Origin of the sequence: Photorhabdus aegyptia (assembly GCF_000612035.1) — a bacterium.
In the GTDB taxonomy this organism is placed as follows: Bacteria; Pseudomonadota; Gammaproteobacteria; order Enterobacterales; family Enterobacteriaceae; genus Photorhabdus; species Photorhabdus akhurstii.
Map to the genome: position 1 here is coordinate 37,817 of NZ_JFGV01000014.1, position 21,060 is coordinate 58,876.

A 21,060-nucleotide genomic window follows, 5' to 3' on the forward strand; every position below is an offset into this window, starting at 1 on the left:
CATTATAACTAATTGATATGTATAAAATTACCAATTTTAAACTTAACTAAAATAGTAAACAAAGCTAGACCAAAGATGAAAATAAACATAATTTTAACAAATTGCAATCAATACAAATTAAAAACCTACATTCATCACAAAACAATGGTGGAAGCAACCAGTTACACATAGAGCTAATAGGGAAGAATAATTTAGAAAAATATTAGGTTATTTGTATAAAATTCAGGGAGTACCGGCAAAAGAAGCAGGAAAAGCCTATGATATAAGCTTTATAATAAAAATGATAAGAATATTATAATTTGTAATTTCACCAGAAAGAAAACTAACATCTTTTATCGTCAATCGTATCAAAGCAATCCTGGGAATAGTGCTTTGATCCCTGTCACAATCAGTTCAATCCCCAAAGACATCAACAGTAGCCCCATAATTCGAGTGATAACGTTAATGCCCGTTTGACCAAGGTATTTGACGACTAAAGGTGCAGATCGAAATAATAACCAGCAGCAAAAAGCGAACAATGCACTAGTAAGCGCCAATCCAATAAAATTCTGCCATCCCTGATAACGAGAACTCCAAACAATACAAGAACTGATTGCACCGGGACCTGCCATTAACGGCAATGCCAGCGGCACAACCCCAACACTTTCTCTAATGGCGGTTTCTGATTTTTCCTGCTTATTCTGTTTGTCCTCTCCGAGCTTACCGTTAATCATCGACATCGCGATGGTCACCACCAAAATCCCACCAGCAATACGAAAAGAGTCAATGGAAATGCCGAACATACGTAGTATTGAGTCACCTAACAGTAAAGCTGTCCATAAAATGATGGCAACAGAAGTATTGGCAATCAAGTTAGTTCTATTACGAGCCGACTGGGCTTGGTAGTGAGTCATACTGATAAAAACCGGCAAAATACCAACAGGATTGACCAGTGCAAACAACCCAACAAAAAACTTAATGTAGCCAGAAAGATCCAGCAGTAAGTCACCCACAAATAACCTCTATAAAGTTACACAGTGTTATTAAAAATATTCTCATGATCGCTTACCCAAGAATCATAGAAAACTTAATTTTTTCTTCACTTTATACTGGTAAAGCTCTATTTTCATCGCCCGCAACGCATTTTCCAATTTAAAATATCTTATATAACAAGTTGTTAACCCAATATTTTCATTAGATTAAAAATTCAACCTTTTAACTCTATTTACACCCATCCAATAATCATCATCACTGACCTAAGCCGAAAGGAATCAGCTTGGAATTTATGTGATTAAGATCAATATATATTAATGCCAAATGGTAACTTGTAGCTACCAAAAAATCACCAGGCTAAACAGCAGAATTGGTTCTACACACTGCGGTTGCGGCTGGTGCGCCAAAAGATATTATTGGCTGAATTGATGAACCCTCTGTTGAACTTACCAATGTATTGTAAACAATTTTTTACACATGGCGGTTATCTATTACAAGGAGGTGAACAGAAAGCCATTCAAAATATCATCCTTGAAAACGGTTCTCTAAATGCGGAGATTGTAGGTCAACCTGCAACAAAAGAAAGCCGGTAAAAAACAAATTTATTAACTAATTAAATACCACTTAAGGATGCCGATATCAGCACCCTCTAACTCATCTCTACCCTATTAGCAGGACATCTGACCGTTTCACAGAATTACATATTGCTGCTTTTTTTCACCTCACAGACAGCATCCATATAGTGCTTACGGCAAACAGAAACATATTTTTCATTGCCGCCGATATCAACTTGTTCGCCATCACAAATGACCACACCTTCGCTATCCAAACGTAATGTACGGTTTGCCTTGCGTCCACAGTGACAAATCGTTTTCAACTCAACTAACTTATCAGCCCACGCCAAAAGATATTGGCTACCGCTAAAAAGCTCGCCTCTAAAATCAGTTCTCAGTCCATAACAAAGAACCGGAATATCATCATAATCAGTCACCTTACATAGCTGTTCAATCTGTACTTTCGTGAGAAAATGGCACTCATCAATCAGCACACAATGCACTTTTGCCTGATTATTTTCATTTCTGATCAGCTCCCCAATATCTGTCTGCTGACTAAACAGGAGTGCATCAGCAGATAATCCAATCCGAGACTTGACTTTTCCCTTTTCAAACCGGGTGTCAATTTCTGCGGTAAACACCAGCGTTCTCATCCCTCTTTCATTATAGTTATAAGAGGATTGCAACAGGGATGTCGATTTCCCAGCATTCATTGCGGAGTAATAAAAATAAAGTTGAGCCATCAGCCCTACCCCTTAACAAAATTTATAAAGCCATATAGTCAGATGAGTTTACCATAAACTTTCGTCGTGATTATCCATCCCAGTAAGCTACACCGGTTGATATAGCGAAATATTTAGCTTAGTGATGTCTTAATGATTCATGACCACCATCACACCAGCCAAGTAATAAAGCGCATTTGAATGACAAATGTTCATGTTTAAATTAAGAAACGAAAGCCAGACTGATTTGTTGCATATCGTATGCAAATTAATAATGTGCGTGATTGACTTCCAGAAAACGGTAACAGTAAATCAGCGATAACTCATGGATTAGTCATAAGTTTTTTTTAACTTAGTATTATTCTGCTTTAGCAGGTATGATAAGAAACAGTTAAAATTACTTACCGATTTAGTATATACCTGGTTTATAAATTAGAGAGATTATCATGTCCCCCCTTTGTTAAAGGTACCCTGAACATGTTATTGGGGAATGACAATCGAAATAGCTGTATAAAAAGCGCTATATAACTTTTGTAAAGAAATTACGTTTAAAAAAAAGAGCCATTTTATCCGAATATGATAAATTGACTATTGCAGAAAATAAAATAGCATTCTATTATTATATCCACATCAGCCATCATCATTAATAATTTGAGACCAGGACAATGAGCGATTTAAAAACCCTAAATAACATCCGTACTTTACGAGCTCAAGCAAGAGAATGCCAACTTGAGTTCTTGGATGAAATACTTGAAAAACTGACCGTCGTTGTTGAAGAGCGTCGTGAAGAAGAAAGTCAGGTACAAGCTGAATTAGAAGAACGTACACGTAAATTGGAAGAAGTTCGTAAAATGATTCTTGACCAAGGAATTGATCCAAGCGAATTACTTCAGACAATGAGCGCCGGCAAATCTGCTGGTAAAACGAAACGTCCTGCTCGTCCAGCTAAATACCAATATGTTGATACAAACGGTGAAACTAAAACTTGGACTGGCCAAGGACGTACACCTGCTGTTATCAAAAAAGCAATTGAAGAAGAAGGAAGAACTCTGGAAAGTTTCTTACTCTAATTCATTGTTTTTAAAGTTAATTTAATTAAAAACACCCTTTTAAAATAGAAGGGTGTTTTTATTATTAAACAGCTTAGATAACAAAAGAATTAATGTCTCTCGAATGAGCGTGTATAAGTATCCTTGGGAAGGATTTAGTCGGATTGCACGTTTTTCTATCATTTCTTTACGATAAAGCAGGCTAGTTACTCGTTTAGCCAATGCCTAGGTAAATTAATAATCAAACAGGCGCAACTATTTACTTCCCTCTGGTCACTGTCGTTGATTCAATAGAAAAGGAGCCAATGGCTCCTTATCTTATTTAGACTTATGATAGAAACTCAAATACCACTCTACAAACTGCTTCACACCCTGCTTCACAGGTGTATTTGGGGCAAACCCTATTTTTTGAAAAATGTCACTTGAATCAGCACAGGTCGACAGAACATCACCATCTTGCATGGGCATAAAATTTCTCTTAGCCTGAATGCCTAATGATTCTTCTATTGCCTCAATAAAATCACCTAGTCTAGTTGGTTGACCATTACCAATATTATAAATACAGTAAGGGGCAGAGCTGGCAGATATTTGTCCATCTTCAACCGTCCAGCTCTCATTTGGTACGGGAATGATGTCCTGCAATCTGATTATTGATTCAACGATATCATCTATATAAGTAAAATCTCTAACCATATTGCCGTGGTTATAAACATCAATAGGCTGCCCTGATAACATCGCCTTGGTGAACTTAAATAAAGCCATATCAGGACGTCCCCACGGGCCATATACGGTAAAAAAACGCAAGCCGGTCGTTGGCAACTGATAAAGATGAGAGTAACTATGAGACATTAATTCATCTGACTTTTTCGTTGCTGCATATAGAGAAACTGGATGATCAACTGAATCGTTTGTAGAAAACGGTTGCTTTCTATTTAATCCATAAACAGAACTAGAAGAAGAATATAATAAATGCTCAACATTATTGTGACGGCAACCTTCCAGGATATTGATATGCCCTATTATATTCGAATCAATGTAAGCCATTGGGTTTTGCAACGAATAGCGAACACCCGCCTGAGCTCCTAGATGGATAACCCGTTGGAATTGGTGTCGGGAAAAAAGATCAGGAATGGCTATTCTGTCAGCCAAATCCAGCTTTTCAAATTTAAAACCTGGCTTATCAAATAATAGATCTAACCGTGCTTGTTTGAGACTCACATCATAATAGTCATTAAGGTTGTCGATACCCACAACCTCATGCCCCATTTGCAATAATCTCTGGCTCACATGAAAGCCAATAAAACCAGCAGCACCTGTGACTAAGAATTTCATTGTATTACTCAGATAACCGGATTAATGGATGCACCACGACCAATCCCATAATAAATAAAACCCCGGGATTGCAGGCGCTCAGGATCATAGAGATTTCGGCCATCAAAGATAACCGGCGTCTTGAGAGACTCTTTTATGACATCAAAATCTGGCGCACGAAAACTTTTCCATTCAGTACAAATGATCAAGGCATCGGCCCCTTTCAGCGCCGCTTCTTTAGTCCCCATCAATAATAAATCATCGCGCTGACCATAAATACGCTGAGCTTCCTGCATCGCCTCCGGATCGTAAGCCTGTATTTTGGCTCCCGCCTGCCATAATGCTTCCATCAAAACACGGCTTGATGCTTCACGCATATCATCAGTATTCGGTTTGAACGATAATCCCCAGACAGAAAATGTCTTACCGGATAAATCTTCACCGAAATGGCGCGTGACAAAAGAGGGCAATTTATGCTTTTGCAGTTCGTTCACTTGCTCTACGGCACGAAGAATTTTAGGCTGATAACCAATTTGCTCTGCGGTACGAATCAACGCCTGAACATCTTTTGGGAAACATGAGCCACCATAACCACAGCCCGGATAGATAAAATGATAGCCAATACGGGAATCAGAACCAATTCCTTGACGAACATGCTCAATATCAGCGCCAAGCATTTCTGCTAAATTAGATATCTCATTCATAAAACTGATTTTCGTTGCCAACATACAATTAGCAGCATACTTCGTCAGTTCTGCGCTACGGATATCCATCACAATCATACGATCATGATTACGATTAAACGGTTCGTACAATTCATGCATCAGGTCAACAACTCTTTCATTGTCACACCCAATAATAATCCGCTCAGGGCGCATACAATCTGCAACGGCCGCTCCTTCTTTAAGGAACTCAGGGTTAGAAACCACATCAAATGGAATATCAATATTACGTTGACGCAAAGTCTCATTAACAACAGCATTAACTTTATCCGCGGTACCAACAGGAACCGTAGACTTATCAATAATGACCTTATAGCTCTCCATATATTCCGCAATAGTACGAGCCACCGCTGTCACATACTTTAAATCTGCTGAACCATCTTCATCAGGAGGCGTGCCGACAGCAATAAATTGTAATTTACCGTGCGCAACACCGGCCTTTGCATCCGTACTAAAATTCAGGCGGCCTTCTTCATAATTTTTTTTAACCAGTGGAGCTAAACCAGGTTCAAAAATGGGAATTTGACCATTTTTCAAATTTTCGACTTTATTTGCATCTATATCAATACAAAGAACATCATGACCGACTTCAGCTAAAACCGCCGCCTGAACTAAGCCAACATAACCGATACCAAATACCGTAACTTTCATATAATACCTAAATTTCCGTAAAATTATTCTTTAACCTGATCCTGCAAAGCCATTAACCAATCAGTAAACTCTTTGCCCAAAGTATGATGTTTCATACCATACCGGACAAATGCTTGCATATAACCAAGTTTATTGCCGCAATCATGGCTTACACCCTGCAAGTGATAGGCTTCCACAGACTCCTTTTCTATTAACATCGCAATTGCATCAGTAAGTTGAATTTCATCACCGGCACCGGGTGCTGTTTTTGCTAATAATGGCCAAATTTTCTCGGACAACACATAACGGCCAACAATAGAAAGATTTGATGGCGCTTCTTTCGGTTTAGGTTTTTCAACTACACGCTTAATTGGTTTGCTGTCACCGGGTTGCAGATTTTCTCCCTGGCAATCGACAATACCATAACTAGAAACCTCTTCATGAGGTACAGGTTCTACTAATATTTGGCTAGCACCGGTTTCATTATACCGAGCCAACATTTCGCTCAGATTATATTTAGTCAGATCTGTACTAAACTCATCAAGAATAACATCAGGGAGTATCACAGCAAAAGGTTCATCACCAATTAAAGGCTTGGCACACAACACCGCATGCCCTAATCCTTTAGCAATTCCCTGACGAGTTTGCATAATGGTGACATGACTTGGACAAATAGATTGAACCTCATCCAATAACTGACGCTTTACCCTTTTCTCAAGGATAGCTTCTAACTCAAAACTAGTATCAAAATGATTTTCAATTGAATTTTTTGATGAATGAGTCACCAAGATAATTTCATTAATACCAGCGGCAATACATTCATTAACGACATACTGAATAAGAGGCTTATCCACTAAAGGCAACATCTCTTTAGGAATTGCTTTCGTAGCTGGCAACATCCTCGTTCCCAAACCCGCTACAGGAATAACGGCTTTCTTTACGATTTTGTTTACTGATGGCATTAATCTTTCTCCCGATGTTTTTTGGCTGAAACAAATCCGTCTTCAACTCAAAATCAGTGCCGATTCTTTAATAAGGCACTATTATTACTGATTATTTTGTGTCAATAAACCGCGCACAGAAACCGATGCATACACATAGTTCACTGTTTCGTTTACCTCTCTGACTACTCAAAAAGTTATCACTTTTACCTGAGCAGCGCTAAACCCGCTCTTTGTACTAAAGAGCGGCAAATAAAATAGCCTGATTAGATAGACTTCAAGCATAATAGGCGGAGTATACCAGCTAACTCTCCCTGATAAACAGCGCCATTCTGTTTAATTACATTACCGTGACCTAATGTTTAAAATCCATTTTAAACAAAATTCCACCTTGGTAATATTCACCCAGAATACATTGAAGAAAGCATCAAATTTATTTGACTATTTGTATTCCAAATCCGGCATTGCCATTCAGCACTATGAGAACAAACTTGATTCGAACAAATCGTTCTCAACGTTCCAAGAGGAACGCCACTATCTAATTGGATTTGACGATTACCCGACTTAATACTGGCATGTAACCCTGCGGAAGTGAGCAGAACCGTTTTATTGATTGTATGATAATACCCAAGCAGCAATGGAAACTGCCCTTGCAACCCTGCACCTGCCAACAAGTTATTAATTCTATTTAGAATACCTGCCATACTGGGTAAACGCCGGGAATGGTGAACGATATGCTCTTGCAACAAACTGTTAAATACGACTCTAAGTAATAATGCCGAAATCACACCATACTCTTTTGAGCGGCTAATATCTAGACAATAAAAAGCCAATTCATTGTCAGATAACGCCGCCATATCGAGAATCAACCCTGGTTTATCAATCATATTCAATTTTCGGTAATTCACTTTACAGTGAGCGATAACTTGAGACACTGGAGGTTGTAACTGCTTAAGCATATTTAATGCTTCATCTGAATTATGCTTTAGCGTTAACCAATCCTTATTCAAGTTATTCTGCTCAATCGCGCCAGACATAAAGACCGTAGGATGTAAATAGGCCAACACCGATTTTTTTATCTCATTAAGATCTGAAACAGGTTTTAATAAAACATCTTTTGCTCCCAAACGAAGCACCTCATCAATTTCGGCCATCTTGTTAGTTGCTGAAATAATAATAACTGGAATACTAATACCCTCACTCGTCAATTTCGCAATAAATTCAATGCCATTCATAACCGGCATATCCAAATCACATAAAATAAGTTCAATATGAGCTTCGCGTCCTAGCACCTGTAGTGCAACAGCCCCATTAGATGCGACTAATACCTTAGCGCCCAACGTTTGCAAATACCCTGCCAGCAAAGAACAAAAAACGGGTTCGTCCTCCACAATCAGAATTTTTTTGCCTGCCAATGCCTTTTCCATAAATGCGCTCCCTTACCTTAATATTGCGACCTTCACCTTTTCTTAGGTACTATCACTCATATTAGTTCAATTAAGTGACTATCATTTGTTCTCTTACGTTTCTTTGCAATAGAAAACCCATAAAAATGGTATTTCACCCTTTACAATTGGAGTTATTTTGACAGAGCGATGTCCTTGTGGTAGTGGAATAGATTTTGCGGATTGCTGTTCCCCTTATCTCCAAAACATAAAATTTGCGCCGACTGCCGAATCACTGATGCGTTCTCGATACAGTGCCTATGTAAAGCACAACGCCGATTATCTTATTACCAGTTGGCATCCTGACTGCCAGGCTGAAAAGTGGCGTTTAGATCTAGAACAGAGTTTTATTGTTACCCAATGGCTCGGACTAAATGTTATTACAACTGAAAAAGGCAAAAATGATAACGAAGCCTATGTTGAATTTTCAGCTTGCTTTCTTGATCAGAAATCCCAAGATAAGCAACTTATTCATGAGCGTTCACGTTTTCTTCGTATAGACCAGCGTTGGTACTATATTGATGGTGTAAAACCTATTGATGGTATAAAACCTATTGATGGCGTAAAACCTCAAATTGGCCGTAATAGCCCCTGCCCATGTGGTTCAGGTAAAAAATACAAAAAATGTTGTGGTTAAGATCCACAAACAGAAAACGCAAAATATTTAAGGACAATCCCATTCATGCAACATCAACATATACAAAAGAAAATTCTACGCACCATTTGCCCTGATGCCAAAGGACTGATCGCCAAAATTACGAATATTTGCTACAAACACCAACTGAATATAGTTCAGAATAATGAATTCGTCGATCATCGCACCGGCCGCTTTTTTATGCGTACTGAGCTTGAAGGAATTTTCAATGATGAGACATTTCTTGCTGATTTAGATGATGCACTTCCGATGGGTTCTCAACGGGAATTAAATAGTGCGGGGCGTCGGCGTATTGTCATTATGGTGACAAAAGAAGCGCATTGTCTTGGGGATTTGCTCATGAAAAGCGCTTATGATGGGCTTGACGTTGAAATTGCTGCGGTTATCGGCAACCACGCAACATTACAATCGTTGGTTGAGCAATTTGGCATTCCTTTCCACTTGATTAGTCATGAAGGTTTAACCCGTGAACAACATGATGAAAAACTGATTGCCCAGATTGACCAATACAAACCTGACTATGTGGTATTAGCTAAATACATGCGAGTACTGACGCCAGAATTTGTCCAGCATTATCCAAATCAGATTATTAACATTCACCACTCCTTTTTACCTGCATTTATCGGGGCGCGTCCTTATCATCAGGCTTACGAGAGAGGGGTAAAAATCATCGGAGCAACCGCGCATTATGTGAATAATAACCTGGATGAAGGTCCAATTATTACTCAGAAGGTCATTAACATAGACCATACATACACTGCTGAAGATATGATGAGAGCGGGCCGGGATGTTGAAAAAAATGCTCTTAGCCATGCTCTATATTGGGTTCTTGCTCAGCGGGTTTTTGTTTACGGCAACCGTACTGTAATTCTTTAAAACTGAATTAATTAGGCCCAAAAGCAGCACACAGTAGCTTCTTTTCAAGCATATGCTTTACAGCGGCGATTGATTTAATGTGATCCTAGCCGCTGTAAGCAGTAGTGGTGACTTTTCAAAAGTGGCAAGTCATCCTTCCCCCGCCACTAGCAAACAAACCACTTATTTGCTCACAACAAGATCAATAAGGCTGGAAAATCAGCATATCGTCACTTATTTTTCAATATATGTTTTACAGTAGCGGTTCATCTGACGTGATTCCGGCCGCTGTTAACAACAGCGATACTTCTCAAAATCGGGTGGGGTTCCCGAGCGGCCAAAGGGAGCAGACTGTAAATCTTCCGTCACAGACTTTGAAGGTTCGAGTTGAGCGCAGCGAAACAACAATGCGGCGCTTGCGACGCGTTGGCCCGCAGGGCGAGGAACGCAGTGACGAGTAATCCTTCCCCCGCCACTAGCAAACAAACCACTTATTTGCTCACAACAAGATCAATAAGGCTGGAAAATCAGCATATAGTCACTTATTTTTCAATATATGCTTTACAGCAGCGGTTCATCTGATATGATTCCGTCCGCTGTCAACAACAGTGATACATTTCAAAATCTGGTGGGGTTCCCGAGCGGCCAAAGGGAGCAGACTGTAAATCTGCCGTCACAGACTTCGAAGGTTCGAATCCTTCCCCCACCACCACAAACATCCTTCAAGCCTTACAAACAAGCCCAATAAGAACGCATTCCTCATTTGGGGAAAAGTCGAGAACCTTCGTCAAGGTTCAAATCGTCATCCACAGCCCCAGACTAACTAACTAACACCTCTAAAAGAACTCAACTAAACGCGCTTACCCACCTTAGTGTGCTCTCACAACCCTATTTTCTATCACACCATTATGTGAAACCTAACATTCCACAATAACCCAACATAAACCATATAAATCAAATAATTAAAATAAAAGTCATCTTCAAACAGCAGGCATTCGAATGTGATAACCATCGTGTATTTGTGAAATTTCGTGTGAAATAATTATAAAAAATAACAAATTATAACAACAACACCAGGGAACCATCATGAACCAATCAACACAAAAAATAGGAATTATAGGATTGGGGGCTATGGGGATGGGAATTGCCCGCGCGTTAATACGCGCGGGTATTCCCACATATGGATTTGATTTAAATCCAAAAGCCTGTGACCAGCTTCTGCAAGCAGGCGCTAAAGTAGCAACAAACAACGCAGCAAACTGGGCATCAGAGCTGGATGCTATCCTACTCGTCGTCGTCAATGGCGCTCAAATAGAAAGCATACTGTTCGAAGGCGAAACACCGCTAGTCAACCAACTAAAAGCCGGTACAATCATTGTGCTTCACAGTACCGTTGCCGCAGGACAAGCTAAAGATTTTGCCCATCGTCTTAACCAATACAATCTCAACATGCTGGACGCACCTATTTCAGGTGGCGCACTAAAAGCCGAACAAGGCCAACTTACTGTTATGGCTTCTGGTGAGCCAGCATTATTTGAACAACTAAAACCCGTATTTGATGCCACCACCGAACGCCTCTACCATGTCGGAAATGAAATTGGTCAAGGATCTACCGTTAAAACAATCCATCAATTACTTGCAGGTATACATATTGCAGCCGCCGCAGAAAGTATGGCATTGGCAGCCAAAGCCGGTATTTCCCTAGAATTGATGTACGATATTGTAACCCACGCTGCCGGTAACTCTTGGATGTTTGAAAACCGCGTTCCCCATATTCTGGCGGGAGATTACACTGCCAAATCCTCTGTCGATATTTTTGTCAAAGATCTGGGATTAGCATTAGAAACAGGTAAGGATCTGAAATTCCCATTACCATTATCAGCCGCTGCCCATCAAATGTTCCTTGCCGCCAGTAACGAAGGTTTCGGCCAATGGGATGACAGCGCGGTGATCAAAACATTTAAAGGTATCACTTTGCCGGAGAAAAAGTAATGACCATTAAATTGGGCGTTATCGCCGATGACTTTACTGGCGCAACCGATATCGCTGGTTTTATGGTACAAAGCGGCTGGCAAGTCGTCCAGCTACTGGATACGCCTGATGAAAATACCGCCATTCCACAGAACATTGATGCTATTGTTATCAGCCTGAAAAGCCGTTCCTGCCCGATAGACGAAGCGGTAAATAACGCGGTGGAATCCTGCCGTTGGTTACGTCAGAAAGCCGGTTGTCAACAAATATTCTTCAAGTACTGCTCAACTTTTGACTCCACCAGTAAAGGCAATATTGGACCGGTCACCGATGCCCTGATGGATGAACTGAAAACAGACATCACGCTGATCTCTCCTGCCCTCCCGGTTAACGGGCGAACAGTTGTACATGGACATCTATTTGTTAATGGTCAACTACTTAATGAAAGTGGCATGCAGCACCATCCCGTAACACCCATGACAGATGCCAATCTGCTACGTCTAATGGAACAACAGGCTCAGGGGAAAGCAGATCTGGTGGATTTGGCATGTGTACACCAGGGAGAACAGGCAATCCGCGAACGAATAAATCATTTACAGCAACAAAACATACGTTACGCGGTAACAGACACTCTCTCCATGAATGACTTACTGCCTATTGCCAGAGCGGCATCAGAACTGAAATTAATCACTGGGGGTTCCGGCCTTGGCGCTGCCCTTGCCAGCACCGACACCGGTAAGCCATTGATGCCATGCCAACCAGCAGGGGCAACCCCACCCGCCGAGAATAGACGCACTGTGATCCTTTCTGGCAGTTGTTCCGTCATGACCAACAAACAAGTTGCCCTGTACCAGAAACTGGCCCCTGCTAAGGCCCTGAATATTGATTCATGCATCAAAGATCCACAATATGCCGAAAAACTAGTTGCGTGGATTATTCAGCAATCCCAAAACCATCTGGCACCCATGCTATACGCAACTCAACCCCCAGAAACATTACAGAAAATCCAACAACAATACGGTGCCGCCACTGCCAGTGAAGCAATAGAAAACACCTTCGCCAAGGTTGTAAAAAGCCTGTGTCAGCTCGGATTCAACACCTTTATTGTTGCAGGCGGCGAAACCGCCGGTAAGATAGTACAAAGTCTAGACATTCAACAATTTAGTATCGGTGCACCAATCGCCCCGGGCGTACCCTGGGTACACGATCGACAACACAACTATTGGCTGGCATTAAAATCAGGCAACTTCGGCAATATTGATTTCTTCCTGCATGTACAGGAGATGTTTCATGAGTGAACAAGCACTACGGATAGAATTAGTCGAATGGGCTCGCTCAATGTTCTACCGGGGTTATAGCAGCGGCGGCGCAGGTAACATCAGTGCCAAACTGGAAGATGGCGCGATCATCATCACACCGACCAACTCCAGTTTTGGCGACTTGCAAGCCAATCGCCTGAGTAAGCTGGATGCAGAAGGTAACTGGCTATCCGGTGACAAACCCACCAAAGAAGTTTCCATGCACTTGGCAATGTATCGCAACCGTCCCGAATGCCATGCGGTGGTCCATCTACATTCCCCTTGGTTAACCGCCCTTTCCTGCCTACCCAATCTGGATAAAAGTAACTGTCTGCCACCCATTACGCCCTACTATGTGATGCGAGTTGGAAAACTGCCCTTGGTCAAATACCTACCACCAGGAGATGAAAGAATCGGCGAGGAAATTGCGAAGCTGGCCGCAAAACACAACGCAATCCTCCTGTCCAACCACGGACCTGTTGTCGGCGGCAAAACTTTACGGCAAGCTTTTTTCAATGCAGAAGAATTGGAAGATACCGCACGGCTCTATTTAACATTACTGCCACATGGCTTCACCACATTAAATGAAGAGCAAGTACAAGAACTTGAAACTCGTTACCCCAAGAACTGAGTAAACAAACAAGGAATTCATCATGGCTAAATTTGCGGCAAACTTGAGCATGATGTTCAACGACGTACCTTTCACAGAACGTTTTGCCCGTGCAGCTAAAGCTGGATTTAAAGGCGTTGAATACCTGTTTCCTTATGAAGTGGCAGCGGAAGAACTGGCTGCCCTATTAAAACAGCATCAATTAACCCAAGTTCTGTTCAACATGCCCGCCGGAAACTGGGCCGCGGGAGAAAGGGGGATCGCCTCTATTCCTGGTCGTGAAAAAGAATTTGTCGAAGGTGTACAAACCGCGCTGAAATATGCACTGGCGCTGAACTGCAAGCAAGTTCATGCGATGGCGGGAAAACTGGATGCCCAATTTCTGATACAACAACGCGAGTGTTATATCAGCAACATTCAACATGCCGCTGATGTGATGGCAGAACATAACATCAACGTATTAATTGAACCGATTAATACTCGTGATATGCCAGGTTACTTTCTGACGACTCAACATCAGGCTGAAACATTACTTAAAGCCATTGACCGTCAAAATGTTTTTATCCAGCTAGATCTTTATCACTGCCAGATTATGGAAGGAGATTTGCTCCGCACCATTGAGCGTCTATGGGGTAAATTCAGTCACATCCAGATTGCCTCCGTACCCGAACGCCACGAACCCGATAGCGGAGAAGTAAACTATCCGTGGCTATTTAATAAACTAGATGAAATGGGCTATCAAGGGTGGTTTGGCTGTGAATATCACCCCGCTGGTCACACAGAAGATGGTCTGAATTGGTTGACCAAAGTACAGAAATAATCAGGAGAAAATATGCTTCCATCAGAGCGTAGAGACTTTATTTATCGTTACGTACATGAATATCAGACGATTTCCATCAGTGCACTGGTTAAACTGATGAATGTCTCACATATGACAGTACGGCGGGATATTCACACTCTGGAGGAGGAAGGAAAGGTCGTTAGCGTCAGTGGCGGCGTGCAACTTAGTGATGTTTTACGTCAGGAGTTGCCCTGGAATGAAAAAGCCCGGCTTAATCATCGTCATAAGCGGGAAATTGGTCACTATGCGGTATCGATGGTTGAAGATGGACAAGTGGTCTATCTTGACGCCGGCACCACCACGTTTGAAATTGCCAGGGTTCTGGCTGAGCGTTTTAACCTCACTATCATCACGAACGATTTTTCCATTACCCAATACCTGATGAACAAACCCCAATTAAATCTGTTCCATACCGGGGGACAGGTAGATAAGAGAAATCATTCCTGTGTTGGCCCTATCGCCGCTATGTTGCTTCGCAACTTAAATGTGGATATTGCCTTTATTAGCACCAGCTCATGGGATCTGGAGCATGGAGTCTCCACGCCGCATGAAGAAAAAGTTTTAGTCAAACAAACAGTATTGGAAATCGCCCGCCGACGTGTTTTGGTGTCTGATAGCAGTAAATATGGCAAATACGGCATGTTTCGCGTCTGCCCGCTTTCAAGTTTGGATGATATTGTCTGTGACAGCCAGCTTCCACCGAAAGTGCAGCAACAATTACGAGAACACAATCTGATATTGCATACCGTCAGCGTATAAGGATATACCCTATGGATTTCAAGATGCATCGCGACGGCAAGGGAGCGAATCCCCGGGAACATGGATAACTATGTGACCGGGGTGAGTGAGTGCAGCCAACAAAGAGCCAACTTGCAGGATAACGGGTATAAGAACCCTATATAACCAAAGCTATTAAACAAGGAGAGTCGCAATGAAAGTAATCATCACTGGTGGAGCCGGTTTTCTGGGTCAGCAACTAGCCAGCGCTTTACTAAACAACCATCAAACATTAAATTTCGACCAACTCATATTGACCGATATTCAATGTCCTGTATCACCGGTTAACGATCCCCGCGTCCAATGTCTGGCACTGGATTTAACTCAATCAGGAGCCGCGGAAAAGCTGATCGATGAAAACAGTGCGGTACTATTCCATCTCGCCGCCATTGTCAGTAGCCACGCTGAAAGCGATTTTGATCTCGGTTTGCAAGTTAACTTTGATGCTACTCGCAACTTATTAAACGTTGCACGGGTCAAAAATCCACAATTGAAATTTATTTTCACCAGCTCTTTGGCTGTATTTGGCGGAGAATTACCCGCAACCATTACCGAACAGTGTGCGGTTAATCCTCAATCATCCTATGGCGCACAGAAAGCCATGTGTGAATTGATGATTAACGACTACTCCCGCAAAGGATATGTCGATGGCCGAGTTCTCCGTCTACCGACAATCAGTATCCGTCCCGGGAAACCAAATAAAGCAGCCTCCTCTTTTGCCAGTGGTATCATCCGTGAACCTCTGCACGGAGAAAGCAGCATCTGCCCAGTTTCCCGCGATCTTACTTTATGGCTTTCCAGCCCTGAAACCGTGATCCGCAACTTTATCCATGCGGTTCAAATTCCGGCGGAAAAATTTGGTCTTTCCCGTACAGTTAATTTACCGGGTATGAGTATCACGGTTCAGGGCATGATTGACGCACTGGCAGAAGTTGCCGGGCAGAAAACAGTGGAACTCATCCGCTTCGAACCAGACGAAAACATTAACCGTATTGTTGCCAGTTGGCCGGGTCACTTCGATATCAGCCGTGGCTTATCATTGGGTTTCCATGCTGATAATACTTTCAGTGATGCAATCCGTGCTTTTATCATCAATAACCTGTCCCAAACTGGAGGCTAATTATGGAACACTACATTCCGGTCATTGGTCTGGGTGTAGCCGTATTTACGTTGATCTTTCTGGTGCTACGTACCCGTGTTCATGCTTTATTAGCAATGCTCATCGCAGCGGCGATCGCCGGGCTATCTGGTGGCTTAACCGCAGCAAATACCATTGATGTTATGACTAAAGGTTTTGGCTCCACACTAGGCAGTATCGGCATTGTTATCGGTCTGGGGGTCATGATGGGACGAGTGCTGGAAGTTTCCGGCGCCGCGGAACAGATAGCCTACAGCTTTATCAAATGGTTAGGTAAAAAACGCGAAGAGTGGGCATTAGCGATCACCGGCTATATTGTCAGTATTCCGATTTTTGTCGACTCAGCCTTTGTTATTCTCTACCCACTGGCAAAGGCACTCGCGAAAAAGGGAAAACGTCATCTTCTAACACTTGGCGTGGCGCTGGCCGGAGGATTGGTTGTTACCCACCACACTGTTCCGCCAACACCGGGGCCACTGGGGGTTGCCGGCATTTTTGGTGTAGATGTCGGCGCCATGATGTTAACCGGTATGGTTCTGGCAGTGCCTTGCGTTATTGGCATTGTATTTTATGCCAAATGGTTAGCAGTAAAATATCCTGAATTTCAACCCATTGATGAAGCAGAAGAAGCGCAAGATCTACAAACAATCCACCAACGCTACATGGAAGAAAAGGCGAACAAACCGCTACCGAGCCTATTTTTCTCCCTGTTGCCGATTATCGTTCCTATCGCTTTAATCTTCATTAAAGCCATTAATGGCCTGTTATTAAACACTGAAACTTTTACTGGACAAGAAAACAACTTCTATTTCCAAGCATTTGATTTCCTTGGCGCACCGGTTATTGCCTTAGCCATCAGTGTATTGTTGGCGGTTTATACCTTGATGCCAAAAGTCAATAAACATGAAGTGATTGATCGTCTGGAAGAAGGTTTACAGGCTGCCGGTATTATTTTGTTGGTGACAGGAGCGGGCGGCGCGTTAGGTGCGGTACTGCGTGAAAGTGGTACCGGCACCATTCTGGCGCAATATATAGCCAATCTCCCCCTAACACCGGTATTGATTCCATTTATCATTGCGACACTGGTTCGCTTAATTCAAGGTTCCGGCACTGTGGCAATGATTACCGCTGCTTCTATTTCCGCGCCAATTATTAGTCAAATTCCGGGGATCAACATGCTGGTTGCCGCACAAGCAGCAACAATGGGCTCGTTATTCTTCGGTTATTTTAATGACAGCCTATTCTGGGTCGTTAACCGTATGATGGGAATCAAAGATGCCAAACAACAGATGATAGTTTGGTCAATACCAACCACTATTGCATGGGCAATTGGCTTATGTGGCGTCATCATTCTGGATCTGGTGTTATAAACACCAAATCATTAGCTAAATTACCATTTAGCCTCTTTAAAAATAAGAGGCTAAATTAATACATTGATCATACTATAACCTATTATAAAATTTCATTTATCAATTATCGAGGCATCCATTTTCCAGTGCTTCTATTAGATCAAAGACCTAAGCCGATGGCTAAACCTTTGTCATTAATCCGATAAGGTTATTAAGATCCTACATGATGTTTACTGACTTCATTTTCTAGCGCTTGATTCACGAAAGCATTAACCGTCACATCTTCTTCAAGTGCTAGTTCTGCAATTTTTCTATGCAATTCTGGATTAACTCTAACATTAAAAATCCCTTTGTATGACACATCAGGATTCTTGTTTAATTCCTTGCAGTCTTGCAAATACAAATCAATTGAGATCTTAAATTCATTTTCCAATTCTACAATTGTTTTGGCTTCATAAGTCACTAAATCACGGATATATTCCAATTTACCAAAAAGAGTATTGTTTTCCAGATCAAATTCAATTGTACCTGAATAACCTTTATATTTTAAATATTTCATATCAACCCCACTTCTTTTAGAATCTGTTTCACCGCTTTTAATGTGCTACCTTTAATGTAATTTTCAGGATGAGGGCGGTGCATTAAAATTGTGTGAATCAATGATTGATTGAAGAATCGTACCTTTGAACCTTGCTTTTCTTGTTTCTCATAATTTAATAGACTTAATAACACAACAAGTTTAGACCATTCAAAAATTTTTTGGCTATTAAGAAACTTTTTTATCAGTTTCTCCGCTTTACTTATATATTCGTCCTTTTTCTCAAGGATGTAACTAATGATAGTTACATAAATCAAGTTTCTTGTGCAACAAAATGGCGTTAATATCATTCAATAAAATTGCAATATAATATTATATATTTAATATTTTTCTATTCTTCTTGACACTATTAATTTCAATAATATTTTTAATTACCAAAAATAAATCATGCATTTAATACAATCCAATTAAACAATAAGATTACCCACACTTGCTTGTTAATAATATTAAAATAACCTTACCCATATTGTAAAACCCCAAGTCACTCAATAACAAACATTTATTTAATTCGATTTTAAATAATAAAAACCCATTAACTATAAATGAGGTATAAATATGCACATAATTGTTATTCTGCCAGGCCGTATTGATATAGCATATGATGGAATTTTATCTCTATCATCATATTATACAAGGATTATATTATGAAAGAAAAATTGCTTTTCATTATGGCTTTTATCAGCACGCTCTCATTCTCATCGATGGCATATAGCGCCGAAGAAATAGAGATAATAAACGGTGAGCCTGCCGCATCGAATGAATTCCCATTCTATTCGGCACTTAATACAAAAGATGGAAACATTGAAGGGCATCATTGTGGCTCTATATTAATCAATAAACGTTGGGTTTTAACAGCAGCTCACTGTGTTGAAGATGATAATATTAAATCCACAATCTATGTAGGATTAGAAAGGTATAAACCGACACCAATATATAAAGATAAAGTTGATATTGATAAAATAATTATTCATCCAAACTGGTTTACATCGCCAGAGAATATTCAGCATAAAACGGGAACAAAAAAAGAAGCACGAAAACGAGGACAATATGATATAGCGCTAATCAAGCTCAACCGAGATACTCATAGTAACGCATTTGCAAAACTCAATGGAATAAACGAAAACATTGAACTACCCGTTGGTACAGAATTAACGGTTATTGGTTTTGGCAGGACGGAAAGCGTATTAACTCCAGATATATTAATGAAAACCAATGAACATATTCTTGATGATAAGAAATGTATCGAAGTTCCGCCAGGATATCCTGATACAAATTATGATCCCAAGATAAATATTTGTTCTGGCAATCCAAATGGCGGTGTCGGCGGCGGAGATTCAGGCGGGCCATTAATGGTTAGAACAAATAACAACGACTATTTGGTTTCTGGGTTAGTCTCTCGTTCACTGTTAAAGCCAGCAGAACAGTTTACTAAGGTCAGTTTTTTTAATAATTGGATTCTCAAAACCATGAAAAATAATTAATTCCTATTAAGCTAATCTTCACATAAAAAACCAATAATAAGTAAATAAAATGCCTGAGAAGTGAAATACTCAGGCATAAAAAAGATCTTATTTTATATTGGTGATTCCTGTGATTTTTTATATCGAGATAATGTTGATGAAAAATTACTTCCTGCACTTTGCACTTTTCCTGTAATAACATTGACCGGTGATGACAATATCCCCGAACAGTTATGACAAGCGTCAAAATCATCTCCAGCTTGTTTTGTTGTTAACCGCTGAGTAAAAATAGATGATTGCAACATATCCCGCATATATTCCCCTATTTTCCGACTTCCAACAGCTTTCCCTTCCCTTTCATCTTCTAAAGTCAATAAATTATTCAGTGCTTGTATCTCTGCATGCAAACCCGCAATACCCGCCATCGTCGGTAATATATATTGATTATTAATAATATGATTTCTGATCAAAGATTCTACTACAGGGTGCAAAGGATTTTCCTTACCATACATCTCTCTTATCCCTGAAATAAAGGCTTCAATATCAGTGATCTTATAAGCTTCGGCCTCGTCACTTTGTTGCATTTTCCATTCTTCTTTATCTTTTACTATTGATAATTTCGGACGTTTAATCAAGCTAATACCCGGGAATAATCTTCCATACGCTAAGTTTCTATCATTATCCTTAAAATTGACAAATTCATCGTCATAATCGCCATTATGCACATATCCTGCATGAGCAGCGAAATCTTGCAGAGATTTTTTTGAATAAATAAAATTTACACCAGAAACACCATCCTTTTTTAAACCCGGTTTAGAGAATTTACGCTGCTTTGCAGGTTTCAATTGCCCAAACTCTTGCGAAGCATTGAGAATTAATCGCGTTTTACTCTTAAAATCACCAAATTCAGGAGTCTGTTTCTTATAAGCTAACATAACTGCTTTTACATCAGGTAATTCCAAATGTAATGCGTCCAACAATCCTTCATTTGGAGCTTTACTTTTACCAAATTTAACTGTTTTTTCGCGAATATCATTCTTGAACATTTCTACGCTCTCTATAATGGCTGAACTTGTGATACCTGATATTATTTTATGCCAAACAACATTGCCATGTTTTTTTCGATCTACAAAATAAATCAATCAATTTCTGACAAATCAGA

General features: G+C 40.6%; 19 protein-coding genes, 2 tRNA genes and 1 pseudogene. 14 read left to right on the plus strand and 8 right to left on the minus strand.

The annotated features are described in order from the left end of the window. Nucleotides 1-347 precede the first annotated feature (347 nt). The gene (locus tag BA1DRAFT_RS06215; protein WP_036777147.1) at nucleotides 348-992 is read right to left on the minus strand and encodes a YchE family NAAT transporter; all 645 of its coding nucleotides are present in this window, start codon (nucleotides 990-992) and stop codon (nucleotides 348-350) included. A 441-nt stretch (nucleotides 993-1,433) separates the two neighbouring features. Here BA1DRAFT_RS06215 and BA1DRAFT_RS24605 point away from each other — a divergent pair. Continuing rightward, a pseudogene (locus BA1DRAFT_RS24605) lies at nucleotides 1,434-1,553 on the plus strand (aldehyde dehydrogenase family protein); the annotation flags it as partial. 116 nt (nucleotides 1,554-1,669) lie between these two features. Here the strand turns inward: BA1DRAFT_RS24605 and BA1DRAFT_RS06225 are convergent. After that, on the minus strand, nucleotides 1,670-2,269 hold the full coding sequence (locus BA1DRAFT_RS06225; RefSeq protein WP_036777151.1) for a thymidine kinase: 600 nt from the start codon (nucleotides 2,267-2,269) through the stop codon (nucleotides 1,670-1,672). 644 nt (nucleotides 2,270-2,913) lie between these two features. Here BA1DRAFT_RS06225 and hns point away from each other — a divergent pair. Continuing rightward, on the plus strand, nucleotides 2,914-3,318 hold the full coding sequence (gene hns / locus BA1DRAFT_RS06230) for a histone-like nucleoid-structuring protein H-NS (protein ID WP_036777152.1): 405 nt from the start codon (nucleotides 2,914-2,916) through the stop codon (nucleotides 3,316-3,318). A 297-nt stretch (nucleotides 3,319-3,615) separates the two neighbouring features. Here the strand turns inward: hns and BA1DRAFT_RS06235 are convergent, their stop codons facing one another. From BA1DRAFT_RS06235 to rssB, 4 genes are all read right to left on the minus strand, one after another. Continuing rightward, nucleotides 3,616-4,629: an NAD-dependent epimerase gene (locus BA1DRAFT_RS06235; RefSeq protein WP_036777153.1), complete on the minus strand. Its 1,014-nt coding sequence runs from the start codon at nucleotides 4,627-4,629 to the stop codon at nucleotides 3,616-3,618. An 8-nt stretch (nucleotides 4,630-4,637) separates the two neighbouring features. Next, a complete protein-coding gene (locus BA1DRAFT_RS06240) occupies nucleotides 4,638-5,981 on the minus strand; it encodes a UDP-glucose dehydrogenase family protein (protein ID WP_036777154.1) in 1,344 nt (447 codons plus the stop codon). Nucleotides 5,982-6,004: 23 nt separating this feature from the next. Then, nucleotides 6,005-6,922, minus strand: coding sequence for a UTP--glucose-1-phosphate uridylyltransferase GalU (gene galU, locus BA1DRAFT_RS06245; protein WP_036777156.1), 918 nt, complete (start codon nucleotides 6,920-6,922; stop codon nucleotides 6,005-6,007). A 380-nt stretch (nucleotides 6,923-7,302) separates the two neighbouring features. Next, nucleotides 7,303-8,328 carry a two-component system response regulator RssB gene (gene rssB, locus BA1DRAFT_RS06250; RefSeq protein WP_036777158.1) on the minus strand — a complete coding sequence of 342 codons (1,026 nt, stop codon included), beginning with the start codon at nucleotides 8,326-8,328 and terminating at the stop codon, nucleotides 7,303-7,305. A 157-nt stretch (nucleotides 8,329-8,485) separates the two neighbouring features. On the opposite strand from rssB, the gene BA1DRAFT_RS06255 reads away from it, so the two are divergent. The 11 genes from BA1DRAFT_RS06255 to BA1DRAFT_RS06305 all read left to right on the plus strand — a co-directional run bounded on the left by BA1DRAFT_RS06255 (nucleotide 8,486) and on the right by BA1DRAFT_RS06305 (nucleotide 17,861). Further along, the gene (locus BA1DRAFT_RS06255) at nucleotides 8,486-8,983 is read left to right on the plus strand and encodes a YchJ family protein (RefSeq protein WP_036777160.1); all 498 of its coding nucleotides are present in this window, start codon (nucleotides 8,486-8,488) and stop codon (nucleotides 8,981-8,983) included. Between the two features lie 45 nt (nucleotides 8,984-9,028). Then, complete coding sequence (gene purU, locus BA1DRAFT_RS06260) at nucleotides 9,029-9,877, plus strand: formyltetrahydrofolate deformylase (RefSeq protein WP_036777162.1); 849 nt, start codon at nucleotides 9,029-9,031, stop codon at nucleotides 9,875-9,877. Between the two features lie 298 nt (nucleotides 9,878-10,175). Continuing rightward, nucleotides 10,176-10,331, plus strand: a tRNA-Tyr gene (locus BA1DRAFT_RS21785). A 152-nt stretch (nucleotides 10,332-10,483) separates the two neighbouring features. Further along, nucleotides 10,484-10,568: transfer RNA gene (locus tag BA1DRAFT_RS06270), tRNA-Tyr, on the plus strand. 374 nt (nucleotides 10,569-10,942) lie between these two features. Further along, a complete protein-coding gene (gene ltnD, locus BA1DRAFT_RS06275; RefSeq protein ID WP_036777167.1) occupies nucleotides 10,943-11,848 on the plus strand; it encodes an L-threonate dehydrogenase in 906 nt (301 codons plus the stop codon). Beyond that, complete coding sequence (gene otnK, locus BA1DRAFT_RS06280) at nucleotides 11,848-13,125, plus strand: 3-oxo-tetronate kinase (protein WP_036777169.1); 1,278 nt, start codon at nucleotides 11,848-11,850, stop codon at nucleotides 13,123-13,125. The genes ltnD and otnK overlap by 1 nt, the downstream gene beginning before the upstream one ends. Next, on the plus strand, nucleotides 13,118-13,756 hold the full coding sequence (gene otnC, locus BA1DRAFT_RS06285) for a 3-oxo-tetronate 4-phosphate decarboxylase (RefSeq protein WP_036777171.1): 639 nt from the start codon (nucleotides 13,118-13,120) through the stop codon (nucleotides 13,754-13,756). The genes otnK and otnC overlap by 8 nt, the downstream gene beginning before the upstream one ends. Before the next feature lie 22 nt (nucleotides 13,757-13,778). Next, nucleotides 13,779-14,555, plus strand: a complete 777-nt coding sequence (gene otnI / locus BA1DRAFT_RS06290) for a 2-oxo-tetronate isomerase (RefSeq protein ID WP_036777173.1) — start codon at nucleotides 13,779-13,781, stop codon at nucleotides 14,553-14,555. A gap of 12 nt (nucleotides 14,556-14,567) precedes the next feature. Beyond that, nucleotides 14,568-15,335, plus strand: a complete 768-nt coding sequence (locus tag BA1DRAFT_RS06295; RefSeq protein ID WP_036777176.1) for a DeoR/GlpR family DNA-binding transcription regulator — start codon at nucleotides 14,568-14,570, stop codon at nucleotides 15,333-15,335. 172 nt (nucleotides 15,336-15,507) lie between these two features. Then, nucleotides 15,508-16,473, plus strand: a complete 966-nt coding sequence (gene denD, locus BA1DRAFT_RS06300; protein ID WP_036777177.1) for a D-erythronate dehydrogenase — start codon at nucleotides 15,508-15,510, stop codon at nucleotides 16,471-16,473. Between the two features lie 2 nt (nucleotides 16,474-16,475). Continuing rightward, the gene (locus tag BA1DRAFT_RS06305; RefSeq protein WP_036777179.1) at nucleotides 16,476-17,861 is read left to right on the plus strand and encodes a GntP family permease; all 1,386 of its coding nucleotides are present in this window, start codon (nucleotides 16,476-16,478) and stop codon (nucleotides 17,859-17,861) included. A gap of 190 nt (nucleotides 17,862-18,051) precedes the next feature. Here the strand turns inward: BA1DRAFT_RS06305 and BA1DRAFT_RS06310 are convergent, their stop codons facing one another. Beyond that, nucleotides 18,052-18,399, minus strand: a complete 348-nt coding sequence (locus tag BA1DRAFT_RS06310) for a type II toxin-antitoxin system HicB family antitoxin (RefSeq protein ID WP_036777181.1) — start codon at nucleotides 18,397-18,399, stop codon at nucleotides 18,052-18,054. Between the two features lie 683 nt (nucleotides 18,400-19,082). Here BA1DRAFT_RS06310 and BA1DRAFT_RS06320 point away from each other — a divergent pair. Continuing rightward, nucleotides 19,083-19,919, plus strand: a complete 837-nt coding sequence (locus BA1DRAFT_RS06320) for a S1 family peptidase (protein ID WP_036777182.1) — start codon at nucleotides 19,083-19,085, stop codon at nucleotides 19,917-19,919. Nucleotides 19,920-20,011: 92 nt separating this feature from the next. On the opposite strand, the gene BA1DRAFT_RS06325 is transcribed toward BA1DRAFT_RS06320, so the two are convergent. Then, nucleotides 20,012-21,040 carry a YwqJ-related putative deaminase gene (locus tag BA1DRAFT_RS06325; protein WP_152544282.1) on the minus strand — a complete coding sequence of 343 codons (1,029 nt, stop codon included), beginning with the start codon at nucleotides 21,038-21,040 and terminating at the stop codon, nucleotides 20,012-20,014. Between the last annotated feature and the right edge of the window lie 20 nt (nucleotides 21,041-21,060).

Bases quoted from the DNA above. Each gene is read 5' to 3' on its own strand.
- BA1DRAFT_RS06225 (WP_036777151.1), bottom strand. From the start codon at position 2,269: ATGGCTCAACTTTATTTTTATTACTCCGCAATGAATGCTGGGAAATCG.
- hns (WP_036777152.1), top strand. From the start codon at position 2,914: ATGAGCGATTTAAAAACCCTAAATAACATCCGTACTTTACGAGCTCAA.
- BA1DRAFT_RS06235 (WP_036777153.1), bottom strand. From the start codon at position 4,629: ATGAAATTCTTAGTCACAGGTGCTGCTGGTTTTATTGGCTTTCATGTG.
- BA1DRAFT_RS06240 (WP_036777154.1), bottom strand. From the start codon at position 5,981: ATGAAAGTTACGGTATTTGGTATCGGTTATGTTGGCTTAGTTCAGGCG.
- galU (WP_036777156.1), bottom strand. From the start codon at position 6,922: ATGCCATCAGTAAACAAAATCGTAAAGAAAGCCGTTATTCCTGTAGCG.
- rssB (WP_036777158.1), bottom strand. From the start codon at position 8,328: ATGGAAAAGGCATTGGCAGGCAAAAAAATTCTGATTGTGGAGGACGAA.
- purU (WP_036777162.1), top strand. From the start codon at position 9,029: ATGCAACATCAACATATACAAAAGAAAATTCTACGCACCATTTGCCCT.
- ltnD (WP_036777167.1), top strand. From the start codon at position 10,943: ATGAACCAATCAACACAAAAAATAGGAATTATAGGATTGGGGGCTATG.
- otnK (WP_036777169.1), top strand. From the start codon at position 11,848: ATGACCATTAAATTGGGCGTTATCGCCGATGACTTTACTGGCGCAACC.
- otnC (WP_036777171.1), top strand. From the start codon at position 13,118: ATGAGTGAACAAGCACTACGGATAGAATTAGTCGAATGGGCTCGCTCA.
- otnI (WP_036777173.1), top strand. From the start codon at position 13,779: ATGGCTAAATTTGCGGCAAACTTGAGCATGATGTTCAACGACGTACCT.
- BA1DRAFT_RS06295 (WP_036777176.1), top strand. From the start codon at position 14,568: ATGCTTCCATCAGAGCGTAGAGACTTTATTTATCGTTACGTACATGAA.
- denD (WP_036777177.1), top strand. From the start codon at position 15,508: ATGAAAGTAATCATCACTGGTGGAGCCGGTTTTCTGGGTCAGCAACTA.
- BA1DRAFT_RS06305 (WP_036777179.1), top strand. From the start codon at position 16,476: ATGGAACACTACATTCCGGTCATTGGTCTGGGTGTAGCCGTATTTACG.
- BA1DRAFT_RS06310 (WP_036777181.1), bottom strand. From the start codon at position 18,399: ATGAAATATTTAAAATATAAAGGTTATTCAGGTACAATTGAATTTGAT.
- BA1DRAFT_RS06320 (WP_036777182.1), top strand. From the start codon at position 19,083: ATGAAAGAAAAATTGCTTTTCATTATGGCTTTTATCAGCACGCTCTCA.